The organism is Stenotrophomonas rhizophila (genome assembly GCF_001704155.1).
Lineage (GTDB): Bacteria > Pseudomonadota > Gammaproteobacteria > Xanthomonadales > Xanthomonadaceae > Stenotrophomonas > Stenotrophomonas rhizophila_A.
The window spans coordinates 1368108-1381080 of the sequence record NZ_CP016294.1; the positions used below are offsets into that span (position 1 = coordinate 1368108).

At 67.8% G+C, this 12973-nt stretch carries 12 protein-coding genes; 1 reads left to right on the plus strand and 11 read right to left on the minus strand.

The window, feature by feature from the left end:
• Nucleotides 1–51: 51 nt before the first annotated feature.
• From mdcH to BAY15_RS06310, 11 genes are all read right to left on the minus strand, one after another.
• Nucleotides 52–972, minus strand: coding sequence for a malonate decarboxylase subunit epsilon (gene mdcH / locus BAY15_RS06260; RefSeq protein ID WP_068850071.1), 921 nt, complete (start codon nt 970–972; stop codon nt 52–54).
• Nucleotides 969–1814, minus strand: coding sequence for a triphosphoribosyl-dephospho-CoA synthase MdcB (mdcB, locus tag BAY15_RS06265; protein WP_068850073.1), 846 nt, complete (start codon nt 1812–1814; stop codon nt 969–971). Before mdcB ends, mdcH begins: the two co-directional genes overlap by 4 nt.
• Complete coding sequence (gene mdcG / locus BAY15_RS06270; protein WP_068854581.1) at nt 1811–2482, minus strand: malonate decarboxylase holo-[acyl-carrier-protein] synthase; 672 nt, start codon at nt 2480–2482, stop codon at nt 1811–1813. The genes mdcB and mdcG overlap by 4 nt, the downstream gene beginning before the upstream one ends.
• On the minus strand, nt 2475–3185 hold the full coding sequence (gene mdcE, locus BAY15_RS06275) for a biotin-independent malonate decarboxylase subunit gamma (RefSeq protein WP_068850077.1): 711 nt from the start codon (nt 3183–3185) through the stop codon (nt 2475–2477). The genes mdcG and mdcE overlap by 8 nt, the downstream gene beginning before the upstream one ends.
• The gene (locus BAY15_RS06280) at nt 3182–4090 is read right to left on the minus strand and encodes a biotin-independent malonate decarboxylase subunit beta (protein WP_068850079.1); all 909 of its coding nucleotides are present in this window, start codon (nt 4088–4090) and stop codon (nt 3182–3184) included. Before BAY15_RS06280 ends, mdcE begins: the two co-directional genes overlap by 4 nt.
• Complete coding sequence (mdcC, locus tag BAY15_RS06285; protein WP_068850081.1) at nt 4087–4407, minus strand: malonate decarboxylase acyl carrier protein; 321 nt, start codon at nt 4405–4407, stop codon at nt 4087–4089. The genes BAY15_RS06280 and mdcC overlap by 4 nt, the downstream gene beginning before the upstream one ends.
• Before the next feature lie 11 nt (nt 4408–4418).
• Nucleotides 4419–6062 (minus strand): malonate decarboxylase subunit alpha, encoded by a 1644-nt coding sequence (gene mdcA / locus BAY15_RS06290; protein ID WP_068850082.1) that lies wholly within the window; start codon nt 6060–6062, stop codon nt 4419–4421.
• A 126-nt stretch (nt 6063–6188) separates the two neighbouring features.
• Nucleotides 6189–8363, minus strand: coding sequence for a TonB-dependent siderophore receptor (locus BAY15_RS06295; protein WP_068850084.1), 2175 nt, complete (start codon nt 8361–8363; stop codon nt 6189–6191).
• Nucleotides 8364–8686: 323 nt separating this feature from the next.
• A complete protein-coding gene (gene mqo / locus BAY15_RS06300; RefSeq protein ID WP_068850086.1) occupies nt 8687–10384 on the minus strand; it encodes a malate dehydrogenase (quinone) in 1698 nt (565 codons plus the stop codon).
• Nucleotides 10385–10522: 138 nt separating this feature from the next.
• Nucleotides 10523–11110, minus strand: coding sequence for a hypothetical protein (locus tag BAY15_RS06305; protein ID WP_068850089.1), 588 nt, complete (start codon nt 11108–11110; stop codon nt 10523–10525).
• Nucleotides 11111–11198: 88 nt separating this feature from the next.
• A complete protein-coding gene (locus BAY15_RS06310) occupies nt 11199–12104 on the minus strand; it encodes a LysR family transcriptional regulator ArgP (RefSeq protein ID WP_068850092.1) in 906 nt (301 codons plus the stop codon).
• 133 nt (nt 12105–12237) lie between these two features.
• Between BAY15_RS06310 and BAY15_RS06315 the strand changes: the two genes are divergently transcribed.
• Nucleotides 12238–12873, plus strand: coding sequence for a LysE/ArgO family amino acid transporter (locus BAY15_RS06315; RefSeq protein WP_068850096.1), 636 nt, complete (start codon nt 12238–12240; stop codon nt 12871–12873).
• The last annotated feature ends 100 nt before the right edge of the window (nt 12874–12973 follow it).

Below are 12973 nucleotides of genomic sequence, written 5' to 3' on the forward strand. Positions count from 1 at the left end.
TGGAAACCCGCCATCCACGGGGTGTGGCGTGCTACAGGTGGAGCCAACCGCTCATTGCAGGCGAACGAGTGCGCGTTGCACCCAGTCCACCGCACCATCCAGGTGCTGGAATTCTTCGACCGCGCGGACCTCGCAGCACGGATAGGCGCTGGCCACCATGCGCGCCAGCGCGGTGCCCGGGCCCAGTTGCAGGAACACCCGCGCACCGCGCTCGAACAGCTGGCGCATCACCTGCGCCCATTCGATCGTCTGCGCCAGCTGCGCCGACAACGTGTGCACCTTGCCGGCGTGGTCGCGCACCACGCGCGCATCGATGCCGGCCAGCACCGGCAGGCCCGGTTGCTGCCACGCGACCGCCTCCAGCGCAGCGGCAAAGCGGGGAACTGCCGCCTGCAGCAGCGGCGTGTGCGAAGGCACGTGCACCGGCAACGGACGGATATCCGCACCGGCCGCACGCGCGTCCCCGGCCAGCGCTTCCAGGCCCGCCAGTCCACCGCCCACGATGAAATGATCATGGCCATTGACGATGGCGATATAGGCGCCATGCAGCGCGCACAGCGACTGCACCTGCGTGCGATCCAGTCCCAGCAACGCCCGCATGCCTGCGCCGGCAGGGCTGGCGGCATCCATGTACCGCGCACGCTGCGCCGCCAAGGCCAGGCAGGACGGTGTGTCGAAAGTGCCGGCAACGGCATGTGCCGCCAGCTCACCGATGCTGTAACCCGCCACCATGCCCGGCACCGGCAGTTCAGTGCGAAGCGCCTGCCAGTGCGCCAGGCTGGCCGCGCACAGCAGCGGCTGCGCCAGCGCGTTCTCGAATCGTGCCTCCGCGCCTGCCGCAGCGAACACGTCCTGGCCCAGCACCGCACCCACACTGTCAAGCACATCACGCGCCGCCGCGTTGTCGCGCACCCGGTCGAACATCGCCGGGTGCTGCGCGCCTTGGCCGGGGCAGAGCAGTGCAAGGCTCATACCGCCTCCTGCTGCAGCAGGAAAACGCTGCAGGCCAGCAGGTCGGCACTGCCCCCCGGGCTGAGCCGGCGCGCCACGAACGCCTCGCCCAGCTGCTGCAGGCGCGCGCGCCAACCGGCGGCGAACGCACCGCCCTCGGCCATGAACACGGCCGCCTGGGCGCGGGCCCAGTGCAGGCCCTCGGCGCCGCCGCGGTGCAGCAGGTTGATGTCGTCCAGTTCGGCTACCAGTGCCATCAGCGTGTGGCACAGCGCGGCCTCGCGCGGAAGACCTGCCGCCAGCGCATCGCGCAGGGTCGGCAGCGCCAACGTGCGCAGCATGGGATACCCCGCGGCCGCCTGTTCGCGCACACCGGCAATGCAATGCCGGGCGCGTACACGCTGGCCCGGGCTGTCCGGATCCAGCGGCGCGGCCAGCAGCCCAGGCGACCAGTGCTGGACGCCGAGGCAGACCTGCTCACCCGACACCGGCTGCCCCATGCTGCGGCAACGCGCAGCGGCCGCCACCAGCAATCCAATACTGAAGACCGCACCCCGGTGCGTATTGATTCCTCCGGTGGCGCGCAACATCGCCGCTTCGGCTTGAATACCCAGCGTGCGCAGCGAGGAGAACGGTGCATCTTCCGCGCCGGCCAGCGCGATATCGCGGAAGTAATGGCGCAACGCAAACAGGCTGCGCAGGAAGGTGCCGGCATCCATGTCGTCATGGCTGCCCGGATCGAACGGCGTCACCAGCCCCGGCTTCGGCGCCAATGCCAGTTCCGCATGCAGCGCGCCCACCGCCAGCCGCCCCAACCGCGCCGAATCGACGCAAGGCAGCAGGCATTGCACGACCGCGTTCAAACCGCGGCCCCGTAGTGCCACGCCCTGCGTGGCAACCCCGCACACCCGAACAGGTTCGACCGCAACTCCAACCCGGCCCCATCCACCCGCTTCACCAACACCTGCCGCGACCCACCACCAAACTCGCGCCAGTTCACCGCCCCACCATCGGGCAGGCACAGCTCACCATCCACGCGCCGGCCAAAGCGCAGCTCCCATGCCTGCAGGGCAGCGACCAGCGCGTCAGCATCCTGCGCGGTTTCGACGTCCCACAGCAGGTCGATATCCGACCGCGCATGCACGTACTCCAACCCGGTCAACGCCTGCCAGGCAAACGCCCCGAACACCCGGGCCGGCGCCAGCCGATCCAACGCCTGCAGCGGTCCGCGCCAGTCCTCCGGCGTGCGCGCGTGCACCCGCACCCCGGCCAGTTCCAGCGGCGCCTGCTGGCGCACGATGTCGCCCAGCGGCACCCGCAGACCCAACCGCTGCTTGCCCTCGGCGGGGGGGAGGGGAATGCCGAGGCGCACGCGGGGATCGGGATCATCGGCAGCGCGGCGCGCCACCACGGCGGGCCAGCCCTGGGCAAACCACGCCGCCAGGCGCGCGTCATGCGCGGCGATGTCAGCCCGCCAATCGGCGTGCGCCGACAGCCAGACCAGGGTGTGGCGGGCAGGCCGGTCAGGCATCGCCAGCGGCCACCTGTGCAGCCACGCGCGCGGCCAGGGTACGGCCACCACGCTCGGCACCGCGTTGCGCGCGCCGGTCACCCTCTGCCGGCGTGCGCAGCGCGTCCAGCAAAGCCTGCGCCAGATCGCCGTGCCATACCGACTGCACCGCGCCCATCGCAACGTAGTTTTCAACGCCCGGCGCGAACACCGGCGAGCTCTGGCTCAGCGCCTGCAGTTTCTCCAGCGGCTGCTTGGTCACCCGTGCCATCGCGCGCAGGTCCATCACCCGCACCTGCGCATCGGGCAGGGCGTGGATGTGGTCAGCCATCAGCCCGAACGACAGGAAGCCACCGCTGACCGATTCGCCGTACACCAGCGTGACCAGGCGCGCGCCGCGGCGCCGGGCCAGGTCCAACGTCTGCGCCAGGTGCGCGAAGTAGCCATTGATGCCCAGCAGTTCATCGCGGCGCGCCAGTCGTTGGCCGGCGGTATCGACCAGCATCACGATCGGGCGCTGCGGGAACGCAGCGGTGCTCGCCAATACCGTTTCGGCCAGCACCAGCGCGTGATCCACGCCCACTTCGATCTTGTCGGTGGTGCCGATCACGGTCACCCCGCCGTCGTCGGTGGTGGCGGTCCCGGTCAGTGCCGAATCGGCAACGGCGATGGTATGCCCGCGCGGAAACAGCGCGTCGAGCAGGGTGTTCAGTGGCGCGGTCATGGCAGGCTCCGGTCAGCGGTGGCGGCCAGGAAGTCATCGGTATCCAGCAACGGCAGCCGTTGCGGATCGTCGATGCCGAGCCGTGCCCAGATCTCCACGCCATCGCGGCAATCGCCCCAGGCCTGCGCGCGCGCCTTGAGGGCGGCGTGGCGGGCCTGCAGCGCGGCAAGGGCGGTATCGGTGCCGTTGCTGGCGGCATCCGGCTGCAGGGCATCGAATGCCGCCTGCGCGAACGCCTCTATCGCATCGGGCACCAGCACCTGGGCCTGGTCGATCAGGTAGCGGTGCTTGCCGCCGGTGACCCGCCAGACCAGTGCGCGGTCGCGCGCATCGAACTCTTCCACGCCGCGCACCGTTTCGATCACCTCCGGGCCGGACAGCGACAGCCGGCCTTCCTCGGACATGATCACCGTGGTGCAGCAGCGGGCCACGATGCCCATGCCCCCGAACGCGCCGTTGCCGCTGCCGATCAGCGCCAACACCGGTACCCCGGCGGCACGCGTTGCGAGCACCGCGCGCATGATTTCGGAAATGGCGATCAGCCCGGCGTTGGCCTCGTGCAGGCGCACGCCGCCGGTATCGAGCAGCAGCAGCACGCCTTCGGGGCGGGTCTGCCCGGCGCGTTGCAGCAGGCCGGTGAGCTTGGCGCCGTGCACTTCGCCCACGCCGCCCCCCATGAACTGGCCCTGCTGTGCGGCCACCAGCACGCGCTTGCCGCGCAGCTGGCCTTCGCCCACCACGATGCCGTCGTCGAACGCGGCGGGCTGGTCCAGCTGGGCCAGGTGCGGACTGATCGCGCGCTGTGCAGGCCCAAGCAGTTCCTTGAACGAGCCGGTATCCAGCACGCCGGCGATGCGCTCGCGTGCGTCGGCTTCGTAATAGCTGTGGCGGTGGGCCAGGCTCATGCGCTGTCTCCGGCGTGCAGGGTTTCCACCGCCTGGTCCAGCCGCAGGCTGACCACGGCGGGGGTGGCGCCGGCGTCGTTGATCGACACCTGCACATCGCGCAGCGGGTGGCGGCGGGCGAAATCGGTGATCACCGCTTCCCAGATGCTGCCGAAACCGCGCGCGGCGGTGATGATGCGCACCGCCATCGCGCCGTCCAGCGCGGCAGGCTCCAGCAGGATTTCCAGGTTGCCCGAGGCCAGCACGCCCACCAGCACCGCATCGGTGGGGAAGTGCACGGGCTGGGTGCCGGTGAAACGGTAGTCGAGGGTTTCCATGGCAGGTTCCCTTACCAGTTGCGGAAGCGCTTGGGCGGGTCGTACAGGCCGCCGGACCAGCGCACGAGGTCTTTCACCGAACGCGCGGCCAGCAGGTCGCGGCTGGCATCGCGCACGTGGATGCCCAGGTCGGCCGGGCGCTGGATCACGCCACGGTCGCGCAGGTTCTCGACCATCGCGCGGTCGCGGCCCAGGCCCACGGCGGTGTAGCCGGCCACGCCGCGGATGGCCTGTTCGCGTTCCTCCGGGGTGCGGCACAGCAGCAGGTTGGCGATGCCCTCTTCGGTAAGCACATGGCTGACGTCGTCGCCATAGATCATCACCGGCGGCAGCGGCATGGCCGCACGTTCGGCCAGTTCCCACGCATCCAGCCGATCAACGAACGCCGGCGCCATGTGCTCGCGGAAGGTTTCCACCATCTGCACCACCAGTTTTCGCCCACGTGGCATTTCACCGGGGCGCGCGGCCTGCTGGCCAGCCTTCAACCAGGCGTCGCTGGCATGGCGGCGGCCGCGTGCGTCCGAGCCCATGTTGGGCGCGCCGCCGAAGCCGGCGATGCGGTCGCGGGTGGCGGTGGAGCTGTTGCCCTGCAGGTCGATCTGCAGGGTGGAACCGATGAACATGTCGCAGGCATACAGCCCGGCGGTCTGCGAGAACGCGCGGTTGGAGCGCATCGAGCCGTCGGCGCCGGTAAAGAACACATCCCCGCGCGCGGCGATGTACTTTTCCATGCCCAGTTCGGAGCCGAACGAGTGCACGGATCTGACGAAGCCCGATTCGATCGCCGGGATCAACGCCGGGTGCGGGTTGAGCGCCCAGTGCTGGCAGATTTTTCCTTTCAGCCCGAGCGATTCGGCGTAGGTGGGCAGCAGCAGTTCAATGGCGGCGGTATCGAACCCGATGCCGTGGTTGAGCCGGTTGACCCCGTATTCGGCGTAGATGCCCTTGATGGCCATCATCGCCATCAGTACCTGGATTTCCGAGATCTGCGCCGGGTCGCGGGTGAACAACGGTTCGATGTGGTTCGGGCGCGGCGCCTGCACCACGAAGTTGACCCAGTCGGCGGGGATGTCGACGCGGGGCAGGGTGTCGACGATCTCGTTGACCTGGGCGACGACGATGCCACCGCCGAACGCGGTGGCCTCGACGATCACCGGGGTGTCTTCGGTGTTGGGGCCGGTGTAGAGGTTGCCGTGGCGGTCGGCGGCCTGGGCGGCAACGAGTGCGACGCGCGGGGTGAGGTCGATGAAGTAGCGGCCGAACAGTTCCAGGTAGGTATGGATCGCACCGATCTGGATGCGCCCTTCGGCGACAAGGTTGGCCAGCCGCACCGACTGCGGGCCGGAGAAGGAGAAGTCGAGCCTGGAGGCGATGCCGCGTTCGAAGACATCCAGGTGCGAGGGCAGTGACAGCACCGACTGCACCATGTGCAGGTCATGGACCCGGGCCGGGTCGAGGTCGGCCAGGCACTGGGCGAGGAAATCGGCCTGTTTCTGGTTGTTGCCCTCCAGGCAGACCTTGTCGCCCGGCTCCAGCAGGGCGTGCAGCAGGGCGATGGCATCGTTGGCGGCGACGTTGCGGCCGCGCGCCCAGGGGGCGGCGCGTTCAAGCCGGGCCTGGCGGCCACGCTCCAAGGTGTCCCAACTGGGGTTCATCGACGGGCATCCGAATGGCGTTTTGGTAATTACGCCATAATTACGGACGGTCGTGCAACCCGCAGCGCAGCAAAAAGAAAGGCCCGCCAGGAGGCGGGCCTATTCAGATTTCAACCGCGCGGCGGATCAGTATTTCCAGCGCAGGCTCGCGGAAATGAAGCGTGGTTCGCCGTAGTTGTTGTAGTCCAGGTTGGCCCAGTAGGTCTTGTCCAGCGCGTTGCGCACGCTCAGGGTGGCGGTCCAGCTGTCGCTGATCTGGTAGTTGGCGTGCAGGTTGACCAGCATGTAGGCCGGCTGGCGCACGGTGCGGGTGCCGCCCAGCGGGTAGGGGATGTTGTAGCCCTCCACTTCGCTCTGCCAGGAGAAGCCGCCGCCCACGGTCAGGCGGTCCAGCACGCCGGGCAGGCGCACGCTGGTGTTGAGCTGCAGGAAATCCTCGGGCAGGTTGGCGTAGATCAGGTCGGTGCTGGCACGGGTCACCTTGACGTGGGTGTAGCCGGCATTGACGGTCCAGCCCGGGCGGATCTCGCCGTTGATGTCCATTTCCCAGCCGCGCGACTTGGTGCCGTTGACGCCGATGTAGGCCGAGGTGCCATCGCTGAGTGAGCCGTCCGGCAGGCTCATGTCGCGCACGGCGTAGTTGTCCTGCTTGGCTTCGAAGATGGCGGCGTTGGCGGTCAGCCGGCCGTCGAACCACTGCGACTTGATGCCGGCTTCCAGGTTGGAGCCTTCCACCGGGGCGAGCAGGTTCTCGTTGCGGTCCTTGTAGTTCTGCGGGTTGAAGATTTCGGTGTAGCTGGCGTACACCGAGAAGTCGGGCACGATGTCGTAGACCAGGCCGACGTAGGGAGTGACTTCGTCGGTGACTTTGTACTGGCCGCTGGTGCCGGTGTAGGTGCCGGCGGCGTTGTAGGCGCGGGTCAGGGTTTCCCAGCGGCTCAGGCGCGCGCCGGCGATCAGCGACAGCGGATCGGCCAGGCGCAGGCGGGTGGAGGCGTACACGCCGCTCTGCCGGGTGCGGGCGATGCGGCGGGCGCCGGTGCGGCTGGCGGTCAGCTCGGGAATGTCGCCGTTCCAGTTGCGGATGTCGGGGATGTTGTAGCGCCAGTTGGCCACCGAGGTAAGGGTCCAGGTGGTGGCTTCGAGGTCGGACCAGCTGCCACCGACGACGACATCGTGTTCGCGGCCGAAGGCGGGGAAGGTGCCGGACAGGAACAGGTCGGCGCCCTTGCGGGTGTCTTCGGCATCGCCGGCACCGGCCAGCAGGTAAGTGCCGGCACCACTCACGGGATCGGGGTAGCCGCTGCCGTAGACGCGCACGTTCTGGACGTTGCCGCGGGTGTAGGCGGTGTTGAGCTTGAGCAGCCAGTTTTCACCGAAGCGCTGTTCGAGGTTGGCGAAGGCGGTGCTGGTTTCGCGCTGCCAGTAGCTCCACTTGGGGGCCATGTTGGTTTCGCGGGGGAGGTGGGCGAAGGTGCCGTCGCTGTTGAAGAAGGGCACGGTGCCCCAGGTGGAGCCGACCGGGTTGTTGTCCTGGCGCTGGTAGCCGACGGTGACGGTGGTGGAATCGGTCAGGTCGCCTTCCAGCACGGCCATGCCGGCCATCTTGTCTTCTTTGTAGCGGTCGTAATACAGCTCGCGATCGGTATACGCGGCAACGACGCGGCTGCGGAAGCGGCCATCGCGGGTGAGCGGGGCGTTGACGTCGGCTTCCATGCGGCGGAAGTCCCAGCTGCCGGCGCTGATGGCGAAGGAGGCGTCGAACTCCTTGCCGGGGCGCTTGCGCAGCAGGTTGACGGTGGCCGAGGGAATGCCGGCGCCGCTGAGCAGGCCGTTGGCGCCGCGGATGACTTCGATGCGGTCGTAGAAGGCGGTGTCGTATTCCTGGTTGGTGGAGCCGCTGTAGGTGGGCAGGCTGTCGACCTGGAAGTCGGTGATGGTGAAGCCGCGCGCGTAGTACAGGGGGCGCTGGGTGTCGTAGAAGGAGACGTTGACGCCGGTGATGTTGCGCATGACGTCGTTGATCGAGAACAGCGATTCGTTCTGGATGCGGTCGAGGGCGAGGACGCTGGTGGACTGCGGGGTTTCCTGCAGGGTGATGGGCAGGCGGGTGGTGCTGGACGGCGCGCGCTGGGAGCCGACGACGTTCACCTGGTCCAGGGTCTTGGCATCGGCGGCACTGCTGCCGGCATCGACGGTGTCAGCCAGGGCCAAGGGCGAGGCCAGCGACAGCACGGACAGCAGGGCCAGGCCCAGTGGGGCACGGCGGACGGAAGCGGAGGGGAGGGAGCGGAGGGACATGCGGGGGTCTCAGCAGAGGCAGGTGGGTGCACAACGGGACGCAAATGTAAATCGTTCGCATTCTAATTACAATAATTTAACGAGCTGAAAGCGCGGGCGTCTCCTTTCTACGTGTTGGGGTGCGGGGCGGCAGGGGGCAGCGGGACGCGCGTAAACCCTTCCATGGGGCTCATCGCAGCATCCATGCTGCTCAAGGTCCCGCTACCCCCTGCCGCCCCGCACCCCTGACGAATGGCTTGGGGCGGTCGGAACAGCAAAAAAAAAACCGGCCGAAGCCGGTTTTTGTATAGCGGGGCTCTGCCCCGCTGCTTTCCGCTGCGGACCTACAGGGCCTGCAGCTCCTCGTTCGCATTCCGCTTTTCTTTCGCCGGCGCCACCGGCGCCGCGGGCGGCGGGGTCAGCATCACTGCCGGGCTCGTCTCCACCGGCACGTCCAGGTACGGCAGGCGCAGGGTGTCGCTGGTCTGGCGGCGGATCTCGTTGGTCAGGGCCGGGCTGTCGTTGAGCTTGCGCCCGTAGGACGGCACGATCTGGGCCAGGCGGGCTTCCCAGCCGGCGGCCATCTGCTCGGGGAAGGCCTTCTTGAGCAGGTCCAGCATGATCGGCGGGGAGGTCGAGGCCCCCGGGGAGGCGCCGAGCAGGGCGGCCAGGGTGTGGTCCTTGTCGGTCACGATTTCGGTGCCGAACTGCAGGACGGCGCCCTTTTCCGGGTCGTGCTTGATGATCTGCACGCGCTGGCCGGCGGTGACCAGTTCCCAGTCCTCGCGCTTGGCGTTGGGGAAGTACTTGACCAGTTCGGCCTGGCGGTCGTCGTCGTTGAGGCGGGCCTGGCCCATCAGGTACTTCACCAGGTCCAGGTTCTCCGCGCCGACGTCGAGCATGCCGGCCACGTTGTTGTGGTTGACCGAGGAGTAAAGGTCGAACCAGGAGCCGTGCTTGAGGAACTTGGTGCTGTACAGGGCGAACGGGCCGAACAGGACCACCGGCTTGCCATCGAGCTTGCGCGAATCCAGGTGCGGCACGGACATCGGCGGCGAGCCGGTCTCGGCCATGCCGTAGGCCTTGACGCCGTGGCGGCCGGCGATGGCCGGGGACTTGAAGGCCAGGAACTGGCCGCCGACCGGGAAGCCGGCGTAGTTCTTGGCTTCGGGGATGTTGGAGAGCTGCAGCAGCTTGAGCGCGGCGCCGCCGGCGCCGATGAACACGAAGCGCGACTTGAGGGTGGACTCGGTGCCGGCGTTGAGGTCCTTGACCGTGACGTTCCAGGTCTTGTCGTCGTTCTGGCGCAGGGCGCGGACTTCATGTTCCAGGTGCAGGCTGAAGTTCGGGTTGCGCTGCAGGCCGGCGGTGAGCTGGCGGGTGATCACGCCGAAGTTGACGTCGGTGCCCAGCGGCATCCAGGTGGCGGCGACCTTCTGGTTCGGGTCGCGGCCTTCCATCAGCAGCGGAGCCCAGGCCTTGATCTGCCCCGGGTCTTCGGAGTACTGCATGCCGTAGAACAGCGGATTCTTGACCAGCGCCTGCTGGCGCTTGTGCAGGTAGGCGATGTTGTCATCGCCCCACACGAAGCTCATGTGCGGGGTGGGGTTGATGAAGTCGGACGGCTGGCTGAGCCGGCCTTCCTTGACCTGGTGCGACCAGAACTGGCGGGAGATCTCGAACTGCTCGGCGATGCCGACCGCGCGCTTGGTCTCGATGCTGCCATCGGGCAGTTCCGGGGTGTAGTTCAGTTCGGCGAAGGCCGAATGCCCGGTGCCGGCGTTGTTCCAGCCATCGGAGCTTTCCAGGGCGACGCCGTCGAGGCGTTCGAACACCTGGATGTTCCAGTCTGGCTGCAGTTCCTGCAGGAAGGTGGCCAGGGTGATGCTCATGATGCCGCCGCCGACCAGCACGACGTCGACCGGCTTGTCGTTGCCCGCGGCCGGAACCGAACGCTGGTGGAGGGGCCAGTACAGGAATACGGCCGCTGCGATCAGCAACAGCACGAGCAGGCCGAGGACGACCTTCGCTAACTTTTTCATGGATATCTCATGTGGGGAGATGAGGGCAGGATGACCGCGCTTCGTGGAAGAAGCGTGAAGAAACAAGCTCTTGGCGCATCCAGGGCCCAATTTTAGCCCGAAACGGTACGGATTTGGTGCAACGCAGCATCGCAGGGATCAATCGGACCCCAAGGTGAAATATTCAGCGAGGAAATACCCGCACTGGTAAACAAGCGCCAGCACCGCCAGGCCCAGGTGCACCCGTCGCGAACGGCTTGCGATGCCCACCCCGGCAATCACCAGCATGATCCCGGTATGCACCGGGTACGCCTCGCCGAGCATCTGCCAGCGGCTGTGCCCCTTGATCGCCGTGTCGCCCAGGTCCAGCAGGGTCACCAGCGCCAGCATGCCGAAGAACCCCGCGCGCCGTTCAATCAGGTACGTCTCGTAACTGCCGTACTCGCGCAGGTCATCGGGCAGCAGCAGCACGCACAGCATGTACCAGCTTGCGCAATAGCCGATCACGAACAGATACAGCCCGAACGTCCATTGCCGCACCCCGGCCAGCCGGAACTCCCACCACCAGAACGTCACCACCGACACCAGCGTCCACAGCAGCCAGCACAGATGGATGCCCGACCACCCGCCACGCCGGGCCGGGTGCTCGATGATTGACGCCAATCCCTTCACCAGCGTGGTGATGCTCAACCCCAGGATGATGCTCAGCACCACCCGGATATGCAGATAGACCGGATCCGATTCCATCGAACGCCCCGCGCTGGATGCTTGGAGGCCACGGTAGGTGCCGACCGCTGGTCGGCACGTGAAGGCGTACCCACCAACGGTGGGGTACCTACCGTCTGCGGCGCACCAGCGTCGCCGACGCCGCCAGCACGGCCCTGGTCAGCAGCGCCATCGTCTGCACGTCGCCCTTCCAGTGCTGCCAGTACAGCGGCACGTCTTCCCACGCGCGCGGCTTCATCAGCACCAGCCGCCCCGCGTCCAGGTGGCGCTTGACCAGCGGCAGCGGGTTCATCGTCCAGCCCAGCCCGCCCACGTTGGCCTGCACGAACGCCCGCGTTGACGGAATCCACCAGGTCGGCGCCGTCATCGGCAGGTCGTCGCCGGCCAGCCGCCGCGCGAACCGTGCCTGCATGTCGTCCTTGCGGTTGAACACCAGCACCGGCGCCTGGGCGAGGGACTGCGCGTTCACCCCCTTGGCAAAGTAGCGGTCGTGGAAGGCCTGCGTGCACGTGGCCGCGTAGCGGATGCTGCCCAGCGCGTGGATCTGGCAGCCCTGCACCGGCTCGTCCAGCGTGGTCACCGCGCCCAGCACCGCGCCCTGGCGCAGCAGCGCCACCGTGTGGTCCTGGTCCTCCGAGCGCAGGTCCAGGGTCGTCCCGGTCTGCCGCGCGAAACTCAGCGCCGCCTCCGGGAACCAGGTTTCCAGGCTGTCGTGGTTCACCGCCACCGGGATGCTGGCGTGCGGCAGGTCCTCATCGGCAATACCCATCCGGTGCAGCGCATCGTGCTCCAGCAGCGCCGTCTGCTCGGCCAGCTGCACCAGCACCTGGCCTTCCGGCGTGGCCACCGCCGGCGAAGAGCGCTTGACCAGCAGCCGCCCGACCCGGTCTTCCAGCGCTTTCACCCGCTGCGACACCGCCGAGGCGGTGACATTGAGCGACTGCGCCGCCCGGTCGAAACTGCCTTCGCGGATTACCGCCGCCAGGGCGCGGAGCTGGGCATGGTCGATGCGCATCGTCTTAAGTTCCGCTAAAGATGGTTAAGTAAGTTTAGCTCTACTTTTCCATGTTGCGGCGCGACAATACGCGCCATCACGGTGCTGTACGCCTTGGCGAGGCACCGCCCCCCAGCAACACAGGTGGTATCCCATGTTCTCCTTCATTTCCGGCGGCCCCGGTCTGGCCGCGTGGCTCAGTGGTGCCGCAGCCGGCATCGGCCTGTTCGCCGTGGTCGGGGCCCAGAGCGCCTTCATCCTGCGCCAGGGCATCCTGCGCAAGCACATCGTGCCGGTCGTGGCGACCTGCGCGGCGATCGATGCCATCTTCATCTTCGCCAGCGTGGCCGGCCTGCGCACCCTGACCCAGGCATTGCCCTGGCTGACCACCGTGGTGCTGTGGGGCGGCGTGGCGTTCCTCAGCTGGTACGCCTGGCAGTCGGCCCGGCGCGCGCTGGCCGGTGGCGGCGGCATGCAGGTCGATGACGGCGACAACACCTCGCGCCGCGCCGTGCTGACCGCTGCGGTCGGTTTCTCGCTTATCAACCCGCACTTCTGGCTGGACATGATGGTGATCGGCTCCATTGCCGAAAACTTCGGCAATGCCCGCATGGCGTTCGCCGCCGGCGTGGTCACCGCCAGCTGCCTGTGGCTGACCGCCCAGGGCCTCGGTGCCCGCCTGCTGGCCCCGTTGTTCACCAAACCCCGTACCTGGCGGATCCTCGACGGCACCATCGCCGTGATCCTGTCCATCCTGGCCCTGAGCCTGGCGTTCCGCGGCGTGCATTGATCTCTCTCTCTCTCCGTCAATGCACGTCCAAATGGCACCGTTCGCGGTGCCATTTTTCTTTCCTGTCCCGAAAGCGCGCGGGAACGTCGCCACTGGCTTG